At 42.1% G+C, this 25,054-nt stretch carries 23 protein-coding genes, 3 pseudogenes and 1 riboswitch; of the genes and pseudogenes, 22 read left to right on the plus strand and 4 right to left on the minus strand.

Features of this window, described 5'->3' with window-relative positions; genetic code table 11:
* Positions 1-165 precede the first annotated feature (165 nt).
* From AC0YOD_RS05520 to AC0YOD_RS05570, 11 genes and pseudogenes are all read left to right on the plus strand, one after another.
* Positions 166-747, plus strand: coding sequence for a GNAT family N-acetyltransferase (locus AC0YOD_RS05520; RefSeq protein ID WP_475798217.1), 582 nt, complete (start codon positions 166-168; stop codon positions 745-747).
* A 138-nt stretch (positions 748-885) separates the two neighbouring features.
* Positions 886-1,044: pseudogene (locus tag AC0YOD_RS05525) on the plus strand (HAD family hydrolase); the annotation flags it as partial.
* 159 nt (positions 1,045-1,203) lie between these two features.
* Complete coding sequence (locus AC0YOD_RS05530; protein WP_475798218.1) at positions 1,204-1,365, plus strand: hypothetical protein; 162 nt, start codon at positions 1,204-1,206, stop codon at positions 1,363-1,365.
* Positions 1,366-2,067: 702 nt separating this feature from the next.
* Positions 2,068-2,421, plus strand: coding sequence for a VOC family protein (locus AC0YOD_RS05535; protein WP_475798377.1), 354 nt, complete (start codon positions 2,068-2,070; stop codon positions 2,419-2,421).
* Positions 2,422-2,703: 282 nt separating this feature from the next.
* Entirely contained in the window at positions 2,704-3,285 is a 582-nt protein-coding gene (locus AC0YOD_RS05540; protein ID WP_475798219.1) for a TetR/AcrR family transcriptional regulator, read from the plus strand.
* Positions 3,286-3,533: 248 nt separating this feature from the next.
* Positions 3,534-3,633, plus strand: a riboswitch (guanidine-I (ykkC/yxkD leader).
* Positions 3,634-3,733: 100 nt separating this feature from the next.
* Positions 3,734-4,069: a DMT family transporter gene (locus tag AC0YOD_RS05545; protein WP_475798220.1), complete on the plus strand. Its 336-nt coding sequence runs from the start codon at positions 3,734-3,736 to the stop codon at positions 4,067-4,069.
* Between the two features lie 3 nt (positions 4,070-4,072).
* On the plus strand, positions 4,073-4,387 hold the full coding sequence (locus tag AC0YOD_RS05550) for a DMT family transporter (protein WP_475798221.1): 315 nt from the start codon (positions 4,073-4,075) through the stop codon (positions 4,385-4,387).
* Positions 4,388-4,629: 242 nt separating this feature from the next.
* Positions 4,630-4,929 (plus strand): annotated as a pseudogene (locus AC0YOD_RS05555) (MarR family winged helix-turn-helix transcriptional regulator); the annotation flags it as partial.
* Positions 4,930-4,953: 24 nt separating this feature from the next.
* Positions 4,954-5,472 (plus strand): spermidine/spermine N(1)-acetyltransferase, encoded by a 519-nt coding sequence (gene paiA, locus AC0YOD_RS05560; protein WP_475798222.1) that lies wholly within the window; start codon positions 4,954-4,956, stop codon positions 5,470-5,472.
* 743 nt (positions 5,473-6,215) lie between these two features.
* Positions 6,216-6,647: a DUF4362 domain-containing protein gene (locus tag AC0YOD_RS05565; RefSeq protein WP_475798223.1), complete on the plus strand. Its 432-nt coding sequence runs from the start codon at positions 6,216-6,218 to the stop codon at positions 6,645-6,647.
* 224 nt (positions 6,648-6,871) lie between these two features.
* Positions 6,872-7,315: a cell wall hydrolase gene (locus AC0YOD_RS05570; RefSeq protein WP_475798224.1), complete on the plus strand. Its 444-nt coding sequence runs from the start codon at positions 6,872-6,874 to the stop codon at positions 7,313-7,315.
* A gap of 286 nt (positions 7,316-7,601) precedes the next feature.
* Here the strand turns inward: AC0YOD_RS05570 and AC0YOD_RS05575 are convergent, their stop codons facing one another.
* Positions 7,602-8,507, minus strand: a complete 906-nt coding sequence (locus AC0YOD_RS05575) for a helix-turn-helix transcriptional regulator (protein ID WP_475798225.1) — start codon at positions 8,505-8,507, stop codon at positions 7,602-7,604.
* A 350-nt stretch (positions 8,508-8,857) separates the two neighbouring features.
* Here AC0YOD_RS05575 and AC0YOD_RS05580 point away from each other — a divergent pair, with 350 nt between their 5' ends.
* From AC0YOD_RS05580 to AC0YOD_RS05590, 3 genes and pseudogenes are all read left to right on the plus strand, one after another.
* The gene (locus tag AC0YOD_RS05580) at positions 8,858-9,412 is read left to right on the plus strand and encodes a dihydrofolate reductase family protein (protein ID WP_475798226.1); all 555 of its coding nucleotides are present in this window, start codon (positions 8,858-8,860) and stop codon (positions 9,410-9,412) included.
* 120 nt (positions 9,413-9,532) lie between these two features.
* Positions 9,533-9,649, plus strand: a pseudogene (locus AC0YOD_RS05585) (IS1595 family transposase); the annotation flags it as partial.
* 163 nt (positions 9,650-9,812) lie between these two features.
* A complete protein-coding gene (locus tag AC0YOD_RS05590) occupies positions 9,813-10,043 on the plus strand; it encodes a hypothetical protein (protein ID WP_475798227.1) in 231 nt (76 codons plus the stop codon).
* Between the two features lie 825 nt (positions 10,044-10,868).
* Here AC0YOD_RS05590 and AC0YOD_RS05595 read toward each other — a convergent pair.
* Positions 10,869-11,516: an SIMPL domain-containing protein gene (locus AC0YOD_RS05595; RefSeq protein ID WP_475798228.1), complete on the minus strand. Its 648-nt coding sequence runs from the start codon at positions 11,514-11,516 to the stop codon at positions 10,869-10,871.
* A gap of 283 nt (positions 11,517-11,799) precedes the next feature.
* Between AC0YOD_RS05595 and AC0YOD_RS05600 the strand changes: the two genes are divergently transcribed.
* The 7 genes from AC0YOD_RS05600 (at position 11,800) to AC0YOD_RS05630 (ending at position 21,040) form a co-directional block, all read left to right on the plus strand.
* Positions 11,800-13,410: a response regulator transcription factor gene (locus AC0YOD_RS05600; RefSeq protein WP_475798229.1), complete on the plus strand. Its 1,611-nt coding sequence runs from the start codon at positions 11,800-11,802 to the stop codon at positions 13,408-13,410.
* Positions 13,411-13,437: 27 nt separating this feature from the next.
* Complete coding sequence (locus AC0YOD_RS05605) at positions 13,438-15,246, plus strand: sensor histidine kinase (RefSeq protein WP_475798230.1); 1,809 nt, start codon at positions 13,438-13,440, stop codon at positions 15,244-15,246.
* An 83-nt stretch (positions 15,247-15,329) separates the two neighbouring features.
* A complete protein-coding gene (locus tag AC0YOD_RS05610; RefSeq protein WP_475798231.1) occupies positions 15,330-16,283 on the plus strand; it encodes an ABC transporter permease in 954 nt (317 codons plus the stop codon).
* A 23-nt stretch (positions 16,284-16,306) separates the two neighbouring features.
* A complete protein-coding gene (locus AC0YOD_RS05615) occupies positions 16,307-17,185 on the plus strand; it encodes a carbohydrate ABC transporter permease (RefSeq protein WP_475798232.1) in 879 nt (292 codons plus the stop codon).
* Between the two features lie 85 nt (positions 17,186-17,270).
* On the plus strand, positions 17,271-18,836 hold the full coding sequence (locus AC0YOD_RS05620) for an extracellular solute-binding protein (protein ID WP_475798233.1): 1,566 nt from the start codon (positions 17,271-17,273) through the stop codon (positions 18,834-18,836).
* 146 nt (positions 18,837-18,982) lie between these two features.
* Positions 18,983-20,314: an FAD-dependent oxidoreductase gene (locus AC0YOD_RS05625; RefSeq protein ID WP_475798234.1), complete on the plus strand. Its 1,332-nt coding sequence runs from the start codon at positions 18,983-18,985 to the stop codon at positions 20,312-20,314.
* A 282-nt stretch (positions 20,315-20,596) separates the two neighbouring features.
* Positions 20,597-21,040, plus strand: a complete 444-nt coding sequence (locus AC0YOD_RS05630) for a hypothetical protein (RefSeq protein ID WP_475798235.1) — start codon at positions 20,597-20,599, stop codon at positions 21,038-21,040.
* A gap of 378 nt (positions 21,041-21,418) precedes the next feature.
* On the opposite strand, the gene AC0YOD_RS05635 is transcribed toward AC0YOD_RS05630, so the two are convergent.
* The gene (locus AC0YOD_RS05635) at positions 21,419-21,733 is read right to left on the minus strand and encodes a PepSY domain-containing protein (protein ID WP_475798236.1); all 315 of its coding nucleotides are present in this window, start codon (positions 21,731-21,733) and stop codon (positions 21,419-21,421) included.
* 214 nt (positions 21,734-21,947) lie between these two features.
* Between AC0YOD_RS05635 and AC0YOD_RS05640 the strand changes: the two genes are divergently transcribed.
* Positions 21,948-22,190 (plus strand): hypothetical protein, encoded by a 243-nt coding sequence (locus AC0YOD_RS05640; protein WP_475798237.1) that lies wholly within the window; start codon positions 21,948-21,950, stop codon positions 22,188-22,190.
* Positions 22,191-22,688: 498 nt separating this feature from the next.
* Here AC0YOD_RS05640 and AC0YOD_RS05645 read toward each other — a convergent pair whose 3' ends face one another.
* Positions 22,689-25,040: an AraC family transcriptional regulator gene (locus AC0YOD_RS05645; protein WP_475798238.1), complete on the minus strand. Its 2,352-nt coding sequence runs from the start codon at positions 25,038-25,040 to the stop codon at positions 22,689-22,691.
* Positions 25,041-25,054: the final 14 nt, after the last annotated feature.

Raw genomic sequence — 25,054 nt, forward strand, 5'->3', positions numbered from 1 at the left:
GACTGTATGTAGCTAATTAGCAGATTCAGGGATTTAGTCCAAACACATTAAATGCATACGACTTGCAACTAAAAAAGGATAAGCGTATTCCAAGGTTCTTAATCGAGGAAGATCTGTGAAATAAAGTATTATAGGTTTGTAATAATATCAAGGAGGGACCGTATTATGACAAGCGGTAGGAAAGAGCAATTGGCAGAGGTTCAAATGGATGGTCGTGATATTTTTTTGAGATTTGCTCAGATGTCCGATCTGGATGACTATTTTACTTTTTTACAAGATCCTGAGAGTAATCGGCTGACGGGCTCACAAAGAGAATTCACTCGTGATGAAATTGCAGCTTGGATTAAGAAAATCAGCGTCATAAGCAGTGATCGTGTTGATTTTATGATCCTATTAAAAAGAACTAATGAGCTGCTGGGTGAAGTCGTGTTAAATGAAATTGATTCTATCAACCGAAGCGCGAGCATTCGTATTGCAATTCAAGGGAATCAGCATCGAGGTAAAGGTTACGGTACGGAAGCTATGATCCAAATGCTTCGATTTAGCTTTGACGTGTTAAAGCTGCATCGAGTATATTTAGAGGTTTATACTTTTAACCCACGAGCGATTCATGTTTACGAGAAAATTGGTTTTAAACGTGAAGGGTTACAGCGAGATGCTCTGTATATGAATGGCGAATACCATGATATGATCACGATGGCTATTCTCGAAGATGAGTTCCGATTATTACATAAGTCGCTACGCTAAATGGATACGTTAGTTGAACAATATAATCACCATTTAGTTGAAATCTGGGGATGAACATACGTTTTCTTTTACGTTATGATTATAAAGAATTAAAGTATTAACGTGATAAAATGAGGTGTGTAGTATCCTCAAGACGTATTACATATTGGCGACTCACTTACAAGCGATATCGCAGGCGCCCAAAGTGCAGGAATTAAAGTTGCTTGGATAAATCGTAAGAACAAAGAATTACCTCAAGGTTTTTCTCCAGATTACGTAATAAGTTCGTTTGAAGAACTATTGCCTATATTAGGATGACGATGTCTATTGAACTAACGGGAAACGATAGTTGAATAATACACATTAATGAGCGCTTCGGCATTTTGCTCTTTTTATTAAGATTACGAATAGATTAGCTTGAAAGGAAGAAAAGAAATATTGAGAGTTGAAGACGTGATTAACTTGGGGGTGGCTTCTATGAAAGTATGGGTGAAACATCAAAATCCAAACAATAAGTATGGAGCGAAATATACTTTAGGTGAAAGAGATGTACAATTACCGGAGAGCGCTATTATTTCAGTTACACGCGGAGAAAGATTCAATTTTATCAGAACAATAATTAATGGAGTTATTAATTAATTTGTAAAGAAACAACTTAGAACGAATGAAAATTTATTATATGTAGAACTCTCCGGACAACTGCAGGGGGGGGGGATTGGTCAGACTGTTACAGTATGGAAAGATGGACACGCAATGAGTAATTTTAGAAATAGAGGATCCCATAAATTTGCAAAGAGGTTTTTTAATCTCGACTGTCTAAGGACTCGAGGGCGCCAAGTGGGGCTGGACGAACTGGTGCGGCAAGCTTGAAAAGGTGTTGGAACAATAATCGCCCGTTTATTACGAAAAAATCAAAACCGGCTGCAGGCTGTTTGCAGCCGGTTTTGATTTATATCAAATGGACAATATATGCTACTTCATTAGAATTGGGAACAGCCACTTTATTACGGCGATCGATAGTTGAACGGAAAATGGAGCAGCTGCCGCGGCAAACTACTCCATTCATTATTTTACAAACGAGCAGATTTCTTCAATTAATTTTAAAAAAGGTAATGGTCATTTTGGGAAGAATATGTAGTAATCAAGAAAGATAAAGGAAGGTAGAAGTGAACTAGGGTGGGTTTTCGTTTACAATACTAAGCTTAATGCACCGTAATTTTTCATCACCAACGATGTTTGAGCACTCAGATAAAAACTAGGAAGAGACTTTGGACAAAATAAAACAATTAGCTGGAAAATTAGAAGATATTACAAATTTAAAAAGTGAATCGAGGTTTGAAAATGATTGTGAAACGAATTGTAGCCAATATAAATACGCAGAATGTTTCGGCAGCGAAAAGCTTTTACCAGGACATGCTCGAACTTGATTTATTGATGGATCATGGTTGGATTGAAACATACGGCTTACTTGGGAAGGAGAACATTCAAATAAGTTTCGCCTCACAGGGCGGTTCCAATACGCCTACGCCTGATCTTTCGATTGAAGTTGATGATGTCGATGCAGTGTTTGAACGCATGAAGAGTGCTGGTTACAAGATAGAGTATGGACTTGCTGATGAGCATTGGGGAGTTCGGCGATTCTATGTCCGCGACCCATTTGGCAAGCTTATCAACATCCTTGCTCATGGACATTAGACCAACGGTCACCGCGAGCAGAAACCTTGCTTGTTAAACTATCAGGACGGGTAACGATAATTTAACATATATGGAGCAGTTTGCTGCTGCAGCTGTTCCCTTTATTTGTTAATCTAACGGGCAGGATAGTTTCAAATACAGGACTTCATGTTGGTTGTAGAAACTGGTTGTTAATTTTCTTGTCTAGTTGTGAACAAATAATTGAACTAAAACGTTTTCTATGGTAAACTAACACTCGATAGTGAAACTAACGACCGATAGTTAGTTGAGGGGGCGAGTAAAATGACTGCACAAAAAATTATGAAAATTGCGCTTAGCCATTTTGCTAAAAATGGATTTGAGGGTGCCTCGCTTGCAGATATCGCTGCTGAAGTTGGGATTAAAAAACCTTCTATTTATAATCACTTCAAAGGAAAAGATGATTTATTCATGGCTGTTTATCAGGATGTAGCGTCGAGAGAGTTACACTTTGTTGAAGAATATCTAAAACCAAATCGTTTATCGTCACTTGAAAATCAGTTGTTTGGTTTTTTGATAGGGTACAAGGAGCGATATGAAAAGGAAGAGGACACGAAGTTTTTTTTACGAATGTCTTTTTTTCCTCCCGTACATTTGCAGCAAGAATCGATGAAGTTGAGTCTGTTTTATGTCGATAAAATGGCTGAATTAGCCAAAGTATTGTTCCAATCAGCAAACCAGAATAAATTAATTCATTCAGACGTTTCGATTGAACATGCTACAGGCGCATATATGGCGGTTCTCGATAGTTTATTTGTTGAGATGCTTTATGGTGATCAAGATCATTTAATCAAAAGACTTGAAGCATCTTGGCATGTTTTTTGGCGGGGAGTAAGAACCATTTAGATTCAATTAGAAAAGTTAAATAAGGGAGGAGGTATTACAAATGGAACTATTCAAATGCGAAGCTGATCATTGGGGACCAGTGTAAATAGAATCGGTCTTCATTGCAATTAAGTATACTTTCATTAGCTACGCTTACGCGCAGAGTAATGTAATAATTATGAAGCATATGCATGTTTCGAAAAGGCAATAAGTAAAGGTATATTAGTGAATTAGCTGGAACTTGCATGATAAGAAAAAAGCTTGCCATTTAAAATGTTTTCTAGGGTTCCGCGATTTCTAAATCGGCTGGTCCGAGAGAAAACTCACAGCCCATAGGCTGTGTCACGGAGGGATAAAAGCCTGGGAGATAAACTGTTGAGAAACAGTTCGTTTCCCAGGCTTTTTTATATTTTTGCTACATTTATTAAATACTACTTGTAGCATAATTCTGTTGAGGAGTGTGGTAGAAATGAACAAAACATGGTTGTCTGTCATTATTGCTGCTGTATTTGAGGTGGGTTGGGTTATTGGTTTGAAACATGCTAGTGGGTTTCTAGAATGGGGAGCTACAGTGATTGCCATCATTATAAGCTTCACTTTAATGATTAGGGCTTCTCGATTCTTGCCTGTGGGAACTGTATATGCCGTTTTCGTTGGTTTAGGTACTGCAGGTACTGTTTTTGCGGAAATTATTCTATTCGGTTCACCTATCCAAATTAAAAAAATGGCACTCATTGCATTGCTGCTACTGGGTGTCATTGGTCTAAAAATGTTAAGCAAAGAGAAAGAAAAGGAGGCGGCATAATACATGAATTGGGTATTTCTAATTTTAGCGGGGATATTTGAAATGATCGGAGTCCTTATGATTAATAAGTTAAACAAGGACCGTAACTTGGTCTCATTTCTATTGTTAGTTACAGGATTTGGCTTAAGCTTTTTGTTCTTGTCCTTTGCAATGAAAACTCTGCCGATGGGGACAGCATATGCCGTATGGACAGGAATAGGAGCATCGGGTGGAGCTATTCTAGGTATGATTTTTTATGGTGAACCAAAAAATATCTTGAGAATTGTGTTTATTGCCATGGTGCTTGGATCTGCAGTAGGATTGAAATTGGTAAGCTAACTAGACATTAAAAGAAATTTTCGAAAGAGGAGCTAATGGATAAGAAAATCCAAACACTTCTGTTAAACATCCATCTGATGCTTTCGTGGCTGTTGATATAGTTTCAATTTCAGAACCTGTTGTAAGGGAAGCTTGTGCTGACCTGTTAAGCTAACTGGGAACGATAGTTGAATAAACAGAGAGCAGTTTGCTGCGGCAGCTGCTCCCTTTCTTTGTTAAGTTAACATGTTTTCTTTACATTTCAATTGATAAAGGTAGACCGAACAACAACAGCTCGTGCTATAAAAAAACTAGAATGTAATGGATATATTGAAAAGAATGATGATCAATATAACAAGAAAATAAAAAAACAATTTCCTACAGAGAAAGGGATGACTGTCTATCCTTTTATAAAAAGGGAAAACGATTATTCCAATATGGTCGCACTATCTGGATTCTCCGAACGTGAAGTAAAAACGATGTTTAACCTGCTGCAAAGAGTTAGAAAAAATGTAGAAAAAGACTGGGGGCTTGTAAAAAAGGGAAACAAGAGAAATTATTGATTTAGTAAAAGGAGGACAAATAAAATGACTATAACCATAAAAAAGTGCACATTTGAAGATCTAGAATTACTTCAAGAAATTAGTGTTGAAACATTTAATGAGACATTTAAGAATCAAAATTCACCTGAAAATATGAAAGCCTACTTGGAAAAAGCATTTAACTTAATACAATTAGAAGAAGAATTATCAAATTCCTCTTCGGAATTCTATTTTATTTATTCTAATAAGGAAATTGCCGGGTATTTAAAGATAAACAACAATAATGCTCAAACTGAAACAATGGGCTATGATTCGCTTGAAATCGAGAGGATTTATATAAGGGGAACATTTCATAAACAGGGGCTTGGGAAATATCTAATAAATAAAACAATAGAATTAGCGATAGAACGGAATAAAGAGAAAATCTGGCTAGGGGTTTGGGAAAAAAATGAGAGCGCAATTATCTTTTATAAAAAAATGGGCTTTGTTCAAACGGGAGTCCACTCTTTCTATATGGGGGATGAAGAACAAATTGATTTTATAATGAGCAAAACACTCATATAACATTTTCTCTGAAATGGTATTCAGATAACGGCGAACGTTTCTTCAGTGATCCAGAGGTCAGTTTTCCGCCACGGCAGTTGTTGCTTCTGTCATTAAGCTAAACGCTAATAGCTTGTGATTCATTTGATCTCTCCATCATGTAGAGTGACCAGCAGCCCCTAATTATTCTTCTTGCCGCTCCATAGCATGGCTTGTTATACGGAATCTCAGGTACCAACCAACCTCAATCATGGTTATGAAAAGTAGGGGAACATTATAGCTCTCGGGATCGAATCCCAAAGGCAGCTACGTTCGAACCACTACTTTAATCCTCTATGCTTAGATATTGAATGTAATATCAAATCACTTGTAAAGAGGTGTCGTGGTTGCAAGTTGGAAAGATTATTTTACACTCAGATTGGGGCAGGGATATTTCTCACAAACACATAAAATAATGTCGGATGACAAGAATATGAGGCGATTAATTACCGCATAAGTCGCGTTTTTTTGTTATATAGGTACATATTTTCGCAATATCCAAGTTCAAGAATATATACCGATTGCCGATAAGCTAACGGGCAGTTATGTGCAACAAAAGTTACTACATAACGTCTATTTATATGAATAAATAATGTGGTACTCGTTGAAAAAAATATAATTTGATTAAAAATCATTGTTCTCATAACTTATTTACACATTTTATGAAGTAAAACTAATTCGTTAGATGAAATATATGCGTCCAGCGAAAGAGGGGTTAGATCTTAATGAGAAATCGAATGGTTTTATCCGCTTTACTATTATTTTTCATTATATCAGCTTGCAGTTCTAAGTCTTATAATTATGAAACTGCAATTAATAATGGAGATGTCGTTGATCTACATGGTAAAGTAAATAATAGTGAAAGACTAGAGAAATTCTATGGGAACTTATCATTAACGATTAAAGATAAAATTAGAATTACTCGATTTACAATTGAGGGAGATCCATTATTCTATGATCTAGAATATAATGGAAAGGAAATAAAATATACTTATGATAACTCCTATGACAAACATGGGACACCAAATAAAAAAACCACAACTTGTAAGTCTCTTATTAATACAAAAATGGATAATGGAACCCAACATACATTGGATGGGTGTTACGGAAAAAATAAAGAAATTGGACAGGACTTCAAGTTCTTGATACAAGGATAATCCTAAAAGGCATACATCACTTACCACCGAATTTTTATTTATAAATCGACTTCATTATGCTAACGGGTAATGATAGCTGAATAACTAAAAGAGGGCAGCCGGTTAGTTCGTACGGCTGCCTTTGTTCAACTAACGGTCATTTATTATTGCGTTCTCTTTTGCCAGAGTAACACATCCGCTTCACCTACAATATGATGAGTCTAGAAATCTAAAGAGGTGAGCCAATGGCAGTCGTAAAAGCCAGGAAACAGGATGTTGATATGTTGGCAAGGTTGCTTCGAGCTGAAGCTGAGACCGAAGGTGAAATGGGCATGCTCCTTGTTGGAAATGTTGGCATTAACCGAATAAGAGGGAATTGCTCCGATTTTAAAGATATACGGACAATTTCCCAAATGATCAACCAGCCGCATGCGTTCGAAGCGTTGCAACATAGTATGTACTATCAAAACGCAAGAGATAGGGAACGCCGTCTGGCGCAACGGGCTGTGAATGGGGAGCGGAATTGGCCAGGCAAATTTTCCCTATGGTATTTCCGTCCAGGATCATTCGAAAATCCCGGACCATGTCCGCCAACTTGGTATAATCAGCCGTTCGTAGGACGATGGAAGAAGCACTGTTTTTATGAACCGACCGCGCAAGAATGTGAAAATATATATAATACGTTTTAATTTTATAATCGAGAAGAGCTCATTAGGATTTCTTAACCTGACTTGTCACAGCTATGTGTCGGGTGACAAGAATATAGTAACATTGAATGCCGCAAATATTGCGGCTTTTTTTTTAATGTTGTCAAGTTCTTGTCAAAATGAATGACAAGAACTTGATAGCATTCCCGAGGAGTGATCAGAACTTTGTAACATTACCGATAAAGTGCACTATACGAGGGCAAACATTTGAGAGCATGCCACAGTAAACATACAGTAAACCACTCCCATGATAGGAGTGGTTTTTTATCTATTCCTTGTACTGATCCATACTGTCTCGCAGAAGCTTGAGCACCATATCTCTCAGCCCGGGTGGGGATAGGACCTGTACATCGGGGCCAAAGCGGATCAATCTCCGAGCCATAAACGAAAATTCTTCCAGCGGAACCTGGCCGCTCCAATGACTGTCCGTAACCGTATAGAAAAATGGTTCGTCCTTGGCGAGGCGCGCACCAAAAGAGGAAAACCGAAGTAACACTTCGGCTGTCTCACGATTATCGGGAGTTTGCATCCACTCGGCGAGGGACGGAATTTCGGGATCAACCGCGCCAGTTCTCTCCACATTTCGGATCCGATCCACCCGAAAGAGAAGCACCATGTCCTGGTTACGAGCAGGCATGTACCAATAGCCGTTTTCGAAATATATGCCGAAGGGGTACAATTTGTGCTCCTTTTCCCCTTTGGCGGTCCTATAGGTGATCCGGATTTCCTGCTTGTTGATCGCCGCCTCCAAAATTCCTGTCGTCCAGGGTGCAGGTTCATATAGCTGCATCATCCGGAAGGAAATGTGGCTGCGCATCTGATCGATGTTCGTCTGCACATCGGAAGGCAAGCTTCCATAATACTGTACGGCCAGGTGGGAGCGAATCGCGTCAAACGGGAAATCGGGCACTTTTTCCAGTATTTCAAGCATCAGGAACAAGCCGAGCGCCTCGCTCTGGGTCAACTGCAACGGCGGCAGGATGCGGTTCTCCATCGCGCGATATCCGCCATGGGCCCCTTGTTCGCTGTACAGTGGAAAACCGATTTGCTGCAGGTAATCCAGGTCGCGCTGGATGGTCCGAACCGAAACGTTAAAGCGTTCTGCCAGCTCGCGGGCCTTAAATTTCTTTCGGGAGTCGATGATCCGCATCATGGCTAATCTCCGCTCGTTCATGGCATCCTCCTAATTACGTCAAGTTTTGTCGTAATTCTACTGTAACATACAGGATAGAAGGGAGCGATCTAGAATTGGAAAACTCGAAAGTGCTATTGTGTATATCTAGCATCAATCGGATGAGTTTCTGGCGGTTAAGATGGTGCCTGCTCGTCGGGTAAGCAAAGAAGATCCTATAGCTGGTGGAGCCTAAACAAAGTTACGTTTCATGAGACTTTAGTGTTCTAGTCGGACGACAAAATATCTATACAAAGCCATATTAGGACAAGAACATCTATACAATCCCGTGAGAAAAAAGCAAATGACTTATCAAGCTAACTGACAGTGATTAACGAAAGGAGTAACAAATTATGAAACGAAGAATAATTTTAGATTTAGCGGTTACTTTAGATGGTTTTATTGAAGGGAAAAATGGTGAAGTCGATTGGTGCATTATGGACTCTGAGATGGGGTTTAATCATTTTTTAAATCAAATTGATACCATTTTATATGGAAGAAAAAGCTATGATTTATGGGGACAATTTACTCCGGAAATTGAACATACGGATTCTGAAAAAGAATTTTGGGAATTAGTTCATAGTAAAGAGAAATATGTGTTTTCCAGAACGCACAGGGGGACTGATAATAAAGCAATATTCATAAATGATAGTATCTTTGAAGAAGTAAATAAATTAAAGAATAAGCCTGGTAAAGATATCTGGTTATATGGTGGTGCAAGTCTTATTACAACTTTTATCAATTTAGGACTTGTCGATGAATTTAGATTATCTGTTCACCCTGTTGTTTTGGGAGAAGGGAAACCGCTGTTTGTGGATATAAAACAGAGGTTGGAATTAAAAATGGTAAATACAAGAACGTTCTCCTCAGGCGTTGTACAACTAATTTATCATTTGGATAGGATCTAATAATATTACACTTTCCAATGATAAAATCGTTAGTTTCATATTAACAGCGGCAGGTCTACGACTTTTATTTCTGGACTTGGACCGCTGCTTTTTCATTTATTGGGTTCAGCTGCTTAACGAGATAATTACCTGTTTTGGTTTCGCTTCTTGGAGCTTAACAAAAAGCATGATGAAGCAGAAATCCAAAAGGTGTTGTTGCTCGATTCGTGCAGGAAACTGAATTGGAACACGGTGTAATCTTTTAGAAACGGCTTTGCTCCTGGAGGTGCAAATAATGATTAATTCGGCTGAAGAGTTTGTTAGACTACGGCTAAATAAAGTTATGGATGAATACCTTAAAGCTGCATAGGATGGGGCACCTTTAGAAGTTGGGTTGGAGGTGCTTGAAAAGTACCCTGACATGCGTGAATGGGTAGCACATAACAAATTTATCCCTGTCGAGATAATGGAAATCCTCAGTTTTGATAGCGATGCAAGAGTTAGGTTTATGGTTGCAACTAAAAATCGTCTACCAGGACACTTGCAAATAGAACTTGCTAAGGATTCAGATTTTTCGGTCAGACAACGAATGGTCTATAACAAAAAAGCGACGTTTCAAGCTTTAAGCAATCTGTTAAACGACGAAGATTAAGAAGTCAGAACGATGGCAAAGAGTAGAATTGATGAAGGACGATTCAAATAATCACTGAAATTGCACTTTTATAACTCTTTGATTTAGCAACAATCTTTACGAAAAGAGCGTACTTTTTTAACGGGATTTAAACGGGTATCAAACTCGCGAAGCTGTCTGTCACACATAAATTTTTCTTATGAGAATGAAATAACGACTTTTTTATACAAAGGCTGTAGTTATCCCCTTCACAAATTCCCAAAATGATTTTATAAACAGGATGCGTGGACATAATGATTTTAGTGACGACGAGCAAGAACATTACCATGCAAAATCATACGAGAATAAGAGGGAGATGCGCTTAGTTTATGTCAAATAAAAAGAGTTACTATACTTTCGAGGATCCATCTGGCACCACAATTGAATTTCAAGCCACCAGCTTACAGCAAGCCATGGTGACAAAGAAGAAGAAATAGAAGGCCCTAGAACTACGGATTCCTAAAGAGGATTTTGAACTAACGACTATACGCAAAAAACCAAGCCAGAGCGTATAGCCTGGCTTGGTTTTAAATGAAGGAAACATTTAGAGGACAGATATGTGTGAAAGCATTTCAAAGATGGTTACATTTCGGTTTCAAAATTCTCATTTTTCGAAGAATTTATCCACACAAAAGCAAATATCTATTTTGAGTTTATATAGAGTTAACTTATATTCCGTGGTTAGTTAATTTTTCTAGTCATTTTATTGAAGTCTTCAGCCAAAAATATCCCTAATAACGTTAGTTCAATAAAACAGCAGCAGTCTAGGACTTTGTTATCTAGTCCATAGCTGCTGCTGTTCTTTTATCAGCCATATATATACCAAATTCGCACGGCAGATCTAAAGGATAATTGACCCGGCTCAATGGGGCTTGTGACGCTACCCTGCGACATATCTGCAGCTTTGAAGAACAAAGGCTGCGCTCCAGGCTGCGCTACTTCCTCGACCTTGCATGGAACCGCGGACAAGGAAACGCTGAGTGCACGGGCGATGGTGGCAGCCTTCTCCTCTGCATCTTGCACTGCAGCAATCAGTGCTGCTTGCCGCGCCTTAGTACCCTCACTAGAATCAAACTCTATCGAAGTAACCAAATTCGCCCCATTCGCAACGGCTGTATCGATTAGACGTCCAACCTCCGTAACATTGTCTAGTGTCACTTGAAGAAGATGGGTGACTTTGTATCCGCGGAACTCTTGCTTTCCGTCTATATAATCGTATTGAGGTTCAATTACAAATTGCGTAGTTTTGATGTTCTCATTGGCAATGCCCGAATGCTTTAGTGCTTCAATAATCGCAGTCACCTTTGTAGCATTGTCGGATTGGACTGATTCCAGTTCTACCCCTTCACTTACGGTTCCCAGTGCAACCAATGTACGGTCTGGAACTATTGTTACCACACCTTCTCCCCACACCTCTAGCGTAAAATCACATGAATTTTCTTTATACTGAGCCATAGCCGCATACTCCTCCTTTATCATCGTATCTATAATTAAAGTATGACTACTTATCACTTGAAATTCAATGCATCTACCTTTGATTGGAGCGTTGTAATCGTTGCAGCAAACCTTTGTATCAATAATGTGAAGAAAAGAGTTTAAGGGTTTAAATGGAGGAGGAGTCGCGGGAACTGCCTTTACTTTCGACTATCGTTTAGTACCAGAGATTATTGTATTTTACCTGTAATAAATTTCCTTATGTCAGTATAATGAAGGAAATAGTAAGGGAGGGCAACTACGAATGTATAAGCTGTTAATCGTAGATGATGAACCAACTGTACGTTACGGTTTACAAAATTACTTCGATTGGTCTGCTTATGGCATCGAGGTTGTCGGAGAGGCTGATGATGGTGACGTCGCACTGGTAGAAGTTGAACGACTGAAACCCGACCTCGTTTTTACGGATGTGAAGATGCCTAACCTCGATGGAATCCGGCTATCTAGAGAGCTGCGTGATCGGTATCCTGATATTAGGATTGTATTTATTAGCGGGCACAATGACGCTGACTATTTGAAGTCTGCCATGCAAATCAACGCGGTGGATTATATTTTCAAACCGGTAAATATGCAAGAACTAAAAGCAGTAGTCGAGCGGATATCAGCTGAGCTTAAGGAACAGGAACGCCTACGGAACCTTTCAAATAGCATGCACGTTAAACTTCGGGAAAGTATGCCTCTTCTACGAGAGAAATTACTGCTTGCTCTCATTCATGGACAATCACGTGCCATGACAAACTTACAGGAGCGCATTGAATTTCTGGAATTGTACCTGCCAGTCGATGCTGACTATGGCATTTTGGTTATGAGCGTAGACAATTATGCTGAAACGCTTAATGCCAGATCAGAGCGGGATCGGCAACTATTAACTTATGCTGCAATTAATATTTGTCAGGAGCTAATCGATCGTGACATAGGGGGATACGCTTTTGAAAGCGGTAATGGCGAATTCGTGGGGCTTCTTCGTTGGAAAGACGATGTGGGACATGAAGAACGGCTTTTGGCACTGGCCCATGTGATCCGAGAAAACCTAGAACGTTGGATGCAAATCGGAGTGACCATTGGTGTTGGCGAGCGTAAGAAGGGGCTTAGACAGGTGAGTGACTCTTATGTCCAAGCGCGGGAAGCCGCCGGGCATAAGTGGTATCTAGGCAAGAATCGTATCATTACGATGGATAGTTTAGAACCGCTGGATGATCGATTTATTCGTATCGATCATGCACAAATTGAGAAGTTAACGACTCTTATTAAGGCAGGAGATGGGAACCAACTTCATCTGGAGCTGGAATATGTGTTCGCACAAGTGGCCCGAAATCGAAACGGCGGTGTAGGATACCTCCGTAATCTGAGTCTGCAAATTGCATTACTTGCTGACCAGTTAATGTTGGAATTAGGAGTTGGAGCATCTAGTTTAGAGGAGTCTGCTATCTGGGAAACGTTGATCCATAAAGAGACAATTGAGGAGCTTCAGGTAACTTTGGGATCCTATTTAGTTGGGGTTTGCAGCCAGATCGGGGAACGACGCAGTGGTAAATCCAGAAACTTGGTAGGGAGGGTACAAGCCATTATCGAGTCCAGATTCTCTGAGAATTTAACCGTTACGGATATTGGCAAAGAGGTCTATCTGACGCCGACATATGTTAGCTTGCTATATAAGCAGGAGACTGGACGAACGGTTAATGAATATTTGACGCAAGTAAGAGTTGATCAAGCGAAAGAGATGCTGCGTAACCCGCAGAACAAGTTTTATGATATCTGTTACGCAGTGGGATATGCGGACCCCAGCTACTTTACAAAGCTGTTCAAGAAAATGACCGGTGTTACACCAAGCGCATATCGTGATCAACTTTTGTAAAAGGCGGTGCTACTCATGAAGAATGTCATGTCAAATTCTAAAGCAAGCTGGCTAAAGCGGTTGTCGCAGCCCTATTGGGTGTTGCGAAAGTGGCTGCTTCTTTATCTACTCGTTATCGTCGTGCCCGCATCTGTGCTGCTATATAGTTACTATCAGCGATCAGCCTCTATTCTCGAGGAGGAAGTGTCCCGTTCCATACTTCAAACGCTGAATCAAGCTGGAATTCATTTATCTTATCGCATTCATCAGATTGAAAATATCTCTAACTCATTGCTTATGAACCCAAATCTGTACAAATATCTTGGACAAGCCGGTGAAAACCCGTCTGAGGGAATACAACTGGACAATGTAAAAGATTTGCGGAATCTAGTGGATACAGTGGAAACAAATTCGGACGTTTTTCACGTCCGTTTTTTTGTTGATGGAAGAAAATTGATTGCAAGCGATCAAATTAACTTCTTCTCAATAGAAAGTATTCAGGATAGATCTCTATTTACCGAAGTCATCGAATCGAACGGAAGAATCGTGTGGACAGGGGTCTACGAGGAATCGTTCATTGATAAGGATGACACTTACATTTTTTCCAGCGCCAGAATGATTAGGGACCCGGAGCAGTACGACAATGTGTTAGGTATTATACTGCTCGATATCCAAGAAAGGACATTTGCGGATATCCTTAGTCTCATTGAATTGCCTCTTAATTCGAAGCTTTATTTGGTAAATAAGGAAGGAACCATTCTATGGCACCCGGAAAGGACATGGGTCGGAACGACAATCGCTGCGGTTAAGGATGGGAAAAATAAGAGTTCAAATAGTGAGCTATATACGATTTCTGCACGAATTGAAGGTGTTGAATGGAGGCTCATTGCTGAGATTCCAGCATCGGAGATATCCAGAAGGGCGTTAGATCAAGGGAGAGAGTCTAGTATAGCGACTATTCTTAGTATATCTGCTGTATTCCTAGCTTTGATGTTCATTCTGCTGGCGCTTATGATCCGTACGATGAACCGCAGACTGCAACAGATTATTGTGACGATTCGCAAAGAAGGTGTGGAACGTCTTGATGAGGTTTCATCCCGAGAAGGGGACTTATTTATGCTTGAGCAAAGCGTAGATCATCTGATCCGACGGGTAAAGCAATCGATGGATCAAACCTATCGGGCACAAGTTCAACAGAGGGAAGCGCAGCTTAAGGCGCTTCAAGCTCAGATCAACCCTCATTTTCTATATAATACACTGGACACGATTAACTGGATCGCGATAGGGCGTAATGCAACGGACATCAGTGAGATGATAGATGCTTTAGCTAAGTATTTCCGATTGAGCTTGAACAAGGGACGCGATAATACAAGTGTCGCCGACGAGATTCAACTCGCTCAAGTGTATTTGGGTATCCAGAAAAGTCGGTTCCCGTCTAGCTTTGATTTAGAGGTATTTATGGAGCTGGGATTGGATGCGTATTTTATTCCCAAGCTGACACTGCAGCCAATCGTGGAGAACGCGCTCTTACACGGAATTCGCAAGTCAAAGACAAAATCTGGGGTCATTACGATCCGTGCTTACAAAGAAAATGAAGATCTCGTTCTGGAAGTGTCTGACGATGGAATTGGTATGGAAGAGGAAAGGGCAAAGAAGTTATTGACCGAACCGGCAAACGAGCTGGGTACGGATTCTACTGGCAGCTCTTATGGCTTATTTAATGTGGATGAGCGGATCAAACTGTTCGCAGGACCGACTTATGGATTGTCCATCCGATCACGACTTGGTGAGGGAACAACAGTAACCATCCGACTAAAGGCGTTGACAGAGGTTCTATTGGATTTCACCAGAAAGTGAAGCTTTGTCATCTACAACGTTTTTGAACCTCCTCTTATAATGAAATTACGAGATACAGGATAGGACGAAAGAGGAGATAAAGGATGGAGCTTACAACAACTAAGACGGTAAAGAAGGCAGTGCCGAACAAGAGGGGAGAGAAACGGCGGATCTTTCGCAATAATCTGGATATGTACCTGCTTCTAGTGCCCGGATTGCTGTTCCTATTCATTTTTAAGTACATCCCGATGTATGGGATTATTATCGCTTTCCAGGACTACAGTATTTTTGATGGAATTACTGGGAGTACTTGGGTGGGTATGGAGAACTTCGTCAAGCTGACCCACTCGGAAGAATTCAAGCAAGTATTTCGCAACACTTTGTTAATCAGTGTTTATAAGATCGTGATCTTGTTTCCGATTCCAATCCTAATTGCTCTCATGTTGAATGAAGCGAGAAAAATGTGGTTCAAGCGCACTGTTCAAACGATTATTTATTTACCGCATTTCCTATCATGGGTCATTATTTCCGGGCTCTTTGTCAACATCTTAGCGACGTCAGGCGGAATCGTCAATCAGGTCATTGTCTCACTCGGCGGTGAGCCAATTAGCTTCCTTCTCAGCAATGATTGGTTTCGAAGCATAATCGTGTTTACAGCCGGGTGGAAGGAAACAGGTTGGAACGCCATCATTTTTATAGCCGCGATTGCTGGTATAGATCAGGATCAGTACGAATCAGCTGCGATTGATGGTGCCAGTAGGCTGCAACAAATGTGGTACATCACACTCCCGGGTATCATGACCACCATCGTGTTAATCTTTATCCTTCGAATCGGCGGTCTGCTGGATGCCGGTACGGAACAGATTTTAACCATGTATAATCCGGTCGTATACGAGACCACAGATGTCATAGGAACTTACGTCTACCGAATCGGTCTAGGCAAAATGGATTACAGCTTCAGTACAGCTGTTGGGTTATTCAATTCCGTCATTGGGTTTGTGCTAGTCATCGTGGGTAACAAGCTGTCCAAGCGATACACCGGGCAAAGCATCTGGTAAATGGAGGAGGAAAAGGAATTACTATGATCAAAAAAAGATTCGGGGACCGAATACTAGATTTCGTTGTCTACTTTATGCTTGCCTTGTTCGCTGCATCCACTCTGCTTCCGTTTGCCAATGTATTCGCCAAGTCGGTAAGTGCCGAGTGGGCGGTTATCTCCGGCAAAGTCGGCCTTCTTCCGGTGGATTTTCAACTGGACACGATGAAATTCGTCGTTAGTTCTAGTCCATTTCTTAAGTCCCTCACTGTTTCAGTCACAATTACTCTAATCGGCAGCATCCTATGCATTCTACTGACCGCAGTTACTGCTTATCCATTGTCGAAGCGTCATTTGCCAGGTATTGGCCCCATCCTTCTGCTTTTTGTCTTTACTATGCTATTCAGTGGCGGCATGATTCCTAACTATATTCTGATTCGTCAAATGGGGTTGATGGACAGCATATGGTCACTGATTTTGCCAGCGCTCATCGGTGTGTTCAATCTCTTAGTCATCAAGAGTTATTATGAGAACTTGCCGGAGAGTCTTGAGGAAGCAGCCAAGCTGGAGGGTGCAGGGAATTTACGGATTCTCTTTAGTATCATTCTACCGCTCAGTGGGCCGGTATTGGCAACGATTTCGCTCTTCTATGCTGTATATTTCTGGAATGACTTTATCGGACCAATGCTATATATCAACAATCCATCCTTAAAGCCTCTACAGCTATATTTACGTGATATCGTGATGGATGCAGACACCGTTCAGATGGGAATGAACAAGACCGTGGATGACATGATGAACATTACGCCGGAGGGGATTCGTTCCGCCACTGTCATCGCTTCAACCGTACCCATTCTACTGGTATACCCTTATTTGCAAAAGTATTTTATAAAAGGTGTTCTGATCGGCTCTGTCAAAGGGTAGCGCATTAAACCGACGAGGTACCCGGCGGGTTAATGATTATATACGCATGCCGTTTAGTAGGAAAATAACAGGGAGGGTTTGTTGAATGGGACTATCGTTAAAAAGAAATATTGGACTACTTTCTATAATAGGTGTAATTGCCTTAACCGCTGCTTGTAGTAACACTAATAAAGCAGAGAATACACCATCACCGCCTGCTCCAACTGTTGACACCTCAAAGGAAACACCAAGTGCTTCACCAGATGAAACGAAGAAGCCGGAATTAAAGGCATTGCATATATGGCAAAATGATGATTATAACACTTATCCGGTTGCAAAGGTTATTGAAGAGAAAACAGGGTATAAAGTTCAGTATGATATGCTGCCACAGGATAAAGCAGATGACAAGTTGAATCTCTTGATCGCTTCAGGAGCAGAGTATGATTATGTATTTATGAATGGCGGAAGCAGCGGAAAAGCGCTGTATTCCGATTATGCAAAACGAGGTGCATTAGTTGAAATTGGACCTCTTATCGACGAGTTCGGTCCAAATATTAAGGCAGCTATTTCTGCAGCCTCATGGGAAGCAGTTAAGGTAGATGGTAAAGTTTTTGCCATTCCTACGAGCGCGTCGGATGGTGTGGGTTATGATTTAATCATCCGTCAGGATTGGCTTGATAAAGTTAAATTACCGATGCCAACCACTATAGAGGAGTTCAAAACAGTCTTGCAAGCGTTTCAAGAGCAGGATCCTGGTGGAAATGGAAAACAGAATGTTCCTTTCTCGACACGTGGGGATTATCCTATCCTTCCTAATCTGAACGGAGCGTTCGGAATTGCAAATGGCTACAACGAAGTAGACGGCAAGCTTGCTCCGGCAGCGCTTGATCCAGGATTTGAAAGTTATTTGGAATTCATGAATGATCTATTCGAACAGGGACTGCTTGAGAAGGAATTCGCTATCAATAAAGATGCAAATCTGAAGGAGAAGTTCACAAGTGGTAAGATTGGTGTAATTCCAGCTCACTGGGCAGAAATTCCGGGACTAACCGATACCCTGCAGAAAAATAAGCCAGAAGCCATCATCACCTATATTCCGCCGCTTAAAGGAAAAGATGGTAGCAGTGGATTGAGCAGTAGTGGAGGCGGGTTGGACCGAATCACGATTATACCTAAATCCTCCAAGCATGCAGAAGATACCATCAAGTTTATAAATGCTAAGCTCGAGAAGGAAACGCACAAGCTCATTGCCATCGGTGAAGAGGGCAAACACTATACATTCAAGGACGGAGCTTATACTCCTATTCTTCCGATCTTTTCAGATGAGCGAAACGCTGCAAACAATTATTTGAGTGGAGTAGATGAGGTTAACTATCCTATTTATTGGCAGGCTAGAGTACGTAAGGACCCTAGATTGTTCGCGGCATGGGAATCGATGAATGTGAAGCTGCCTGCAACAGAGCGGGAACCTGACCTGCTCGCAACAGCGCCATATATGCCAGAATATACAAAGAATAATCAGACACTTGGCACATTAGTAAATGAATATGCAGTTAGATTTATCGTCGGTAGTGAACAATCTAGCGGTATTGCAGCCTTTCAGGAGAAATATAAATCCTCCGGCGGGGATGCTAGCCTAAAAGAAATTAATGAATGGTATACCACGAAGTAAAGGGATCTCAAGAGCTGTGGGGTTATCATTGAGTTACCTCACAGCTCTATATGTATGATTTTGAGAGTTACTAACTAACAACCTTCCAATACCGCAGATATTCCGGGATTTGGAAAGTTGTTTTTATTTGGGGGAATGGTTAAGGAATGAACACATATCGCTTACAAGCGGAAGACATACCAGTAAGCCGAAAAACAGACGTATTAGTTGTTGGAGGAGGGCCCTCCGGAATTGCTAGCGCTATTGCTGCAGCTAAGAATGGGGCTCGAACTTTGATTATCGAGCAGAGAGGGTTTCTTGGTGGAATGGGAACAGTGGCGCTCGTACCGGCTTTCTGTCCATTCACGGATCATGAGAAGCCGGTCATTCGCGGAATTGGACTTGAATTAATGGAAACGATGAAGAAAAATTGTAACGAGCAATACCGTGAGCTGTATAATAATCAGCTGGATTGGGTACCTATCGATTCCGAAGTGTTGAAGCGTGTCTATGATGACGCCGTACTCGATAGCGGTACTGAATTGTTGTACCATACATTCGTCGGCCAAATCTGCATGGATCCAACCGGAAGCCGGATCGAAGGTGTCATCATTGTCAACAAGACAGGCCGCTCTTTCGTGAAATGTTCTTACGTGATCGACGCGACGGGAGATGCAGACATCGCCGCTATGGCGGGTGTGCCTTTCCATAAAGGCGGTGCGCGAGGAGAACTGCAGCCGGGAACGATGTGCTACCTATTAACGAATGTAGATAGGATTCGGTTTAACGAGTATCTTCGAGTGAGCGGTGACATCGCGCAAATTCCGATCGCCGTGCAGAAGGCACAGGAGAATGGTGATCTTTCAGAAGGGCGTAAAGAAGTGTCCGGTTTTTCATGGACTTCCGATTATCTAGTCGGGGTTAACTTCGGTCATATTTTCAAAATTGACGGTACGAAAGCGGAGGATCTCACCCGGGGAGCGATCGAAGGCAGGAAAAAGGTACAGGAACAGCTTCGATTTCTCCACAAATATGTTCCGGGCTTTGAGAACGCGCATCTGATCTCTACTGGGGAGCAGATCGGTATCCGTGAGACGCGAAGAATTGTCGGTGATTATGTACTTACACAACAAGATTTCATGGAAATGCGCACTTTCCCAGATGACATTGCTAGGAACGCGTATTTTATCGATATCCATATGGCAACAAGCAAGGATAACATGGCGATACATCACCTGCCCCCAGGTAAATCTCACGGGGTGCCTTACCGTTGCTTGTTACCGGTTGGTATCGACAATCTGTGGGTCGCTGGTCGAGCTGCTTCATCTGACCGCGTCGTCCAAGGCTCCCTTCGCGTGATGCCGAACTGCTTCGCTATGGGACAGGCGGCGGGGACGGCAGCTTATTTGGCTAGTATGAACAAAACAACTTCGAGACAAGTTCCTATCGAAGGACTCCAAGATTTACTTATTAGCCAAGGCGCTTGGCTTGGGAAATAGATTAATCGTTTCAAGTTTAAACTCCATAATAAATGTCAGATCGATCAGAATAGCAGTCATCTTTAGGAAGTAACATAAACCTTGAAAATGAAAGAGAAGTCGGGATCAAATCTTCAAAAATGATAGCGCTTCTATAATTTGAAAGGTGGAAGTAAGGATTTCATATCTATTAAAGAGAGTGGAATCATTGAAAATATCACCTTCATCGGGGGAAGAGTAGGAGTTTGAAACGGGAACTCGAACGCGATCTTCGATAATTTCAATTTCTCTGTTAAGGCGATCATGCCAGACGTTACGCCTCCGTCTGTCGTAACTAATGTTTATGTAGAAGGCATTACGGACAAAGGGTTTGATCTGCATTGGGATGCAGCTACGGACAATGAAGGTATCTTGGCCTGCGACATCTATAGTGGTGATTCCTTGCTGACCTCGGTGGGCAATGTCACGACTAATAAGTTGACAGGACTGGTTCAGAGTGCAAACTATTACTTACAGATCAAAGCACGAGATGCAAAGAATAACGATATGGTAAAAAGCGTGGATACGGATCTCCAAACCAAATTGCTGGAAAAGGGAATTAATATAAGTTTTGATGCTTGGCGCTCCATCGTTGAGATTTTACCGAATGATTATGACAGACTCAAGGGACTCGTTGATCTCCTTAAAAAGGATATAGTTCACAGATTGTACTTGGCCATGATGTGGCAGAAAAGTCGCATGGTGTAACTTATGGATATTACGTTTTAATTTTTTTACACAATTTATCCCTCCGTTGCTCAAACAGTTACAATTCGGAGATGATGTCTTCCAGAAGTAACAATCGACAATCCAGCAAGAATAATTGCTTACTAATTAAATAATACGTAACCGGCATGCGTCCTAGAGTATTCGAGGATCAGGCTTCATGTATGATTTTGAAGTTTGGTTGAAAGTAGATATAAAACATTCGCTTTGCTCAGCTTGTACGATTCAAGAAGATCTTGAATCCAAAGGGCGAACCGCCCAAAAACTTCATCATGATTGCCGAACTCTAGCGACGATCCCAAAGCAATACCACGGTAAATGACTGCACGTTTGAAGTGGAAGCGATGGTAAGAGTTTATATTAGTTAAATTCCTTGATTTTCAATACATCTTTTGTTTTCGCATCAATTTCAACTTTATATTTCCGGTGTTGAAATCCTGATTCGTTTTTAATAGTAATCACATCAAACCTGTAAACGGGATTAGTATTAAAATGAAATGACCAATAATTTCTGCCATCTATATGACTTATACGATACCCTTCTGATATTGGAGTTACCTTTTCGGCAATTTGAACGGCTTTTTGAAATGATATTGACGGTGTGTTGAAGATGGATAAAACAATCAAATAAGCGAGAAGGAAAAAACCAATGCGTAAGATAAATCTTTCCTTCATAATAGAGAACCTCCAAGAAAAATAATAATTTTTTTATCATATGCCATTTCATTATAAATGTTCTTTTGTTTTACTTAATCAGCATTCGCTTCTCAGCTAACGGACAGAATAGTTGAAGATTAATTCAAGTGAAAAGTAGGAAGAATCAGGACAAATGATCATGAAATAATCAAGAGTCAGGCTGAGTAAGAAAGCGATTAGAGGAGGCCATATCGTGGGAAGTTCATTCGCGAATTGGCATATCAAGTCGAAAAACCTTGAGAAGACTGTCGAAGCATTAAGAAAGCTAAGCGAAGGGCATGCCACAGTATTAGGCAAGCCAAATAATGAGGATCAAGAGATCAAAGTTGTCATGTATGTAAGCAAAAGCTACGAGAACTGGATTAGCGTAACGAAAGATGAAGCGCACACATCGATGAGCAGGCCGTACTGGAGTCTGCTCTTTTTGTTAAACTAATGGAGAGATTACGCAAACAAACCAACGTTTATAGGGACAGATTCCCCAAAGTCGTCCAATTTATCAAAGAAGTTAACATACATAACCCACATCTGGAAAGAGCTTTGTTAATAATATCTATCTAGCTCATAATTCAAAAGTTATGGAAAGTGGGATAGTATGATAGTAACCGCGTCGCATTATGAAAGCGAGTTGACGAGCAAGTTCCAGCCTTTGTTCGGATTAGCATGCGAGATGACTCGCAATGTGCCCTATACGCCGTAGCAAAATGCGGTCAATCGTCCCATCGCCGTTCATCACAAGGCAACAAGTGTGTTACAAGACATGTACAATTATGCCAACGAGCCTGCGGAGCATGGGAGCGTAATCGTTGAAATGCTGTCCAAACCAACTATTCAGGAGTAATTGTAATCCTTGGATAAGACGACAATAAACGTACGGAAGGGAAAAGCCCCGAGAACCTGCTTGAAACAGGATATTGGGGCTTTCCTATTTTTCTTAAGTGTGCTCGCCCGCTGGGCTGTGGAGCTTGTCGGCGGCTTGCTGCTGCCGGTACTGACCGGGGGTGAGACCTGTGCGGATTTTGAATATTTTATTGAAGTAGCTTACGTTCGCATACCCGATTTCCTTGCATATCTCCTCGATGGAAAGCCCCAGATGCTGGAGCAGTTCCATAGCCCGCTTGATGCGGAGCTGGATTAAATAATCGCCGACGGTCATTCCCGTAGCTTCCTTGAAAATGCGGCTTAAGTAGGAGGAGCTGCGCTGCACATGTTCGGCTACCGTATCTACAGATATGTTTTTGTTGAAGTTCGCATCCATATAATCGGTCGCCAGATGCAAGGTCACATCGGTCATCTTGGAGCGTTTCTCCCTGTGATAGTCGATAATCCGGTCGCACATCTCCGCGAGGCATTGCTCCATATCGTACAGCGTCTCGGCGCGCGCCAGCACATCCGTGTATGCCGCCCGGTCGCCGAATACGGCGGACATGTCGCCCCTTGTCTGAACAAGCGTCTTCACGATTTCTCCGCTCAGTTGGAAGAACAGCTGCTGAATGTTCGCTTTGCCAAGCTTCTTGTCGATCGCGGTCTGCGTGATTTGGCGGATCGTCTTGAAGCATTCCTCCTTATCCGTCTGAAGCAGCGCCTGCTGCAGCTTCGTTTCCAGCTCATACGGATAATAATAAGCCTCTTCCTCCGCCTTCCAATCTTCTAAAATAGCGTACGGCAATATCTCTCCTTTGCCGATGTACATTTTCAAATTCAGCGCTTCGATCGTATCCTCGAAAGCAGAGCGGACCGATTGTTCCCCCTTGTAGATCCGGCTGACGGCGATCGTAACGGATATGCCATATCGGGAAAGTACATGTTGCTTCAGCTTCTTGGCCTGCTCCAGGGGAAAGTCGTCTGCCTCCATGGGCACAGATAGAAGAATCACCGTCCGCTTGTCGTCCTTGGCGAACACCTCTCCGTCGATATCGGCGCCGAGCTCATCCATAAGACCGTATCGCAATAGATGAAAATGGAAGATGCCTTCGCTGCCCTTCACTGGATAAGGCTCCTCCAGCTCAAGCGTCAGCATGGCAAACCTGTCCAAATCGATCCGAAGTCCAAGCAGATCGACCGCTTGGTTGGTACCGCCTTCTGGACTACGTCCGCCGTTGTCTCCGTATTGAATGAGATCGTTCAAATATTTCTCTTTGATGGCCGTACGGTTATCGGTAAGCAAGGAATCCACTTGCCGCTTCTCCTTCATCAGCGACTCCCAATTGCGGATCATCGTGTCGAAGCGATGACGGATGAAGCCTGCTTCATCGCCTGCCGGAATAGGCGAACCGGTCTCGTCGCGCCGGCTGTCTTCGGAAGCGCCGATATACGAGATGACGCTTTGAAGCGGTCGGTATAATCTTCTGGATAAATAGAAGGAAATTGCGATAGCGGCAATCAAGTAAGCCGCGGCAACGGTGACGACGATGATTTTGATGCGATCCATCCCTGCCAGCAGAACAGATCGCTCGGTAATGTCGACGAATCTCCAGCCGGTCAGCTCCGAGGTCGTATAGGAGACGATCCGGTCGGAATCGTCGATGTAGGAACCGCCTCCGGCGTTTAGCCTGCCGAGGTCTATCCGTTGATGAAGAGTCTCGCCGGCAGCAGGCTCCGCATCGGAATAGAGCAGCTCAGAGTCTGGCCCCAAGACGAGGGTCGTGCCTTTTTTGTTATGGTAGTGGCTTAAATAGTCATCGAACAGCAAATCCAGCTTCAAATTGATTACGATGGCGCCGTTAACTTGGCCGATCAAGGGCATTTTCTGAAGCAGGGTGGCGGCGGGATGATCCGGTGCGAAGCCGTTCGGCCGACCTGTGATCCAAGTCGTACGGCTTTCCGATTGCTTGCTCCAAATATCCATCCAAGAGCGGTCCGCGAAGGTGGAGATAGGAGACGTCTTGATCTCGGGACGGGACGTTAAGACAAGCTCCAGCGGGGCATAATATAAATAGATGGAATCGATGTAAGGGCTTATTTTTTTCTGCTCCCCCACGAAGCCTGTCAAATCAATCAGGGAGCTGACGCTTAATTTGTCCCCTTTCGTCTGGTACAGGTAGGACTGGGTGGCGATCATGCCGGTCGCATTATATTTAATTGCGGTTAGCTCCTTGTGAATGAGCTCCTGCTGCTGCGTCAAAATGGATTCATTGTACGCGATGGCGTTCTGTATGCTGTTGTCCGCCGATATCGAATAGGTGACCGTGGCAATGAGCGCGACGGTGATGACGGCAATGGCGGTCAAGGAAAGAAGCAGCTTGACGAACATCGTGTTATGCTTGATCGAACGGTTTCCCGTCATCGCATTCACTCTCC

The sequence above is a fragment of the Paenibacillus sp. J31P13 genome (assembly GCF_056269295.1).

What these genes read in the sequence shown, in the direction of transcription:
- AC0YOD_RS05635 (WP_475798236.1), bottom strand. Translation starts at nt 21,733, where the DNA reads ATGAAGGAAAGATTTATCTTACGCATTGGTTTTTTCCTTCTCGCTTAT.
- AC0YOD_RS05605 (WP_475798230.1), top strand. Translation starts at nt 13,438, where the DNA reads ATGTCAAATTCTAAAGCAAGCTGGCTAAAGCGGTTGTCGCAGCCCTAT.
- AC0YOD_RS05580 (WP_475798226.1), top strand. Translation starts at nt 8,858, where the DNA reads ATGAAACGAAGAATAATTTTAGATTTAGCGGTTACTTTAGATGGTTTT.
- paiA (WP_475798222.1), top strand. Translation starts at nt 4,954, where the DNA reads ATGACTATAACCATAAAAAAGTGCACATTTGAAGATCTAGAATTACTT.
- AC0YOD_RS05565 (WP_475798223.1), top strand. Translation starts at nt 6,216, where the DNA reads ATGAGAAATCGAATGGTTTTATCCGCTTTACTATTATTTTTCATTATA.
- AC0YOD_RS05545 (WP_475798220.1), top strand. Translation starts at nt 3,734, where the DNA reads ATGAACAAAACATGGTTGTCTGTCATTATTGCTGCTGTATTTGAGGTG.
- AC0YOD_RS05595 (WP_475798228.1), bottom strand. Translation starts at nt 11,516, where the DNA reads ATGGCTCAGTATAAAGAAAATTCATGTGATTTTACGCTAGAGGTGTGG.
- AC0YOD_RS05590 (WP_475798227.1), top strand. Translation starts at nt 9,813, where the DNA reads ATGCGTGAATGGGTAGCACATAACAAATTTATCCCTGTCGAGATAATG.
- AC0YOD_RS05570 (WP_475798224.1), top strand. Translation starts at nt 6,872, where the DNA reads ATGGCAGTCGTAAAAGCCAGGAAACAGGATGTTGATATGTTGGCAAGG.
- AC0YOD_RS05625 (WP_475798234.1), top strand. Translation starts at nt 18,983, where the DNA reads ATGAACACATATCGCTTACAAGCGGAAGACATACCAGTAAGCCGAAAA.
- AC0YOD_RS05620 (WP_475798233.1), top strand. Translation starts at nt 17,271, where the DNA reads ATGGGACTATCGTTAAAAAGAAATATTGGACTACTTTCTATAATAGGT.
- AC0YOD_RS05610 (WP_475798231.1), top strand. Translation starts at nt 15,330, where the DNA reads ATGGAGCTTACAACAACTAAGACGGTAAAGAAGGCAGTGCCGAACAAG.
- AC0YOD_RS05540 (WP_475798219.1), top strand. Translation starts at nt 2,704, where the DNA reads ATGACTGCACAAAAAATTATGAAAATTGCGCTTAGCCATTTTGCTAAA.
- AC0YOD_RS05520 (WP_475798217.1), top strand. Translation starts at nt 166, where the DNA reads ATGACAAGCGGTAGGAAAGAGCAATTGGCAGAGGTTCAAATGGATGGT.
- AC0YOD_RS05615 (WP_475798232.1), top strand. Translation starts at nt 16,307, where the DNA reads ATGATCAAAAAAAGATTCGGGGACCGAATACTAGATTTCGTTGTCTAC.
- AC0YOD_RS05550 (WP_475798221.1), top strand. Translation starts at nt 4,073, where the DNA reads ATGAATTGGGTATTTCTAATTTTAGCGGGGATATTTGAAATGATCGGA.
- AC0YOD_RS05575 (WP_475798225.1), bottom strand. Translation starts at nt 8,507, where the DNA reads ATGAACGAGCGGAGATTAGCCATGATGCGGATCATCGACTCCCGAAAG.
- AC0YOD_RS05535 (WP_475798377.1), top strand. Translation starts at nt 2,068, where the DNA reads ATGATTGTGAAACGAATTGTAGCCAATATAAATACGCAGAATGTTTCG.
- AC0YOD_RS05645 (WP_475798238.1), bottom strand. Translation starts at nt 25,040, where the DNA reads ATGACGGGAAACCGTTCGATCAAGCATAACACGATGTTCGTCAAGCTG.
- AC0YOD_RS05630 (WP_475798235.1), top strand. Translation starts at nt 20,597, where the DNA reads ATGCCAGACGTTACGCCTCCGTCTGTCGTAACTAATGTTTATGTAGAA.
- AC0YOD_RS05600 (WP_475798229.1), top strand. Translation starts at nt 11,800, where the DNA reads ATGTATAAGCTGTTAATCGTAGATGATGAACCAACTGTACGTTACGGT.
- AC0YOD_RS05530 (WP_475798218.1), top strand. Translation starts at nt 1,204, where the DNA reads ATGAAAGTATGGGTGAAACATCAAAATCCAAACAATAAGTATGGAGCG.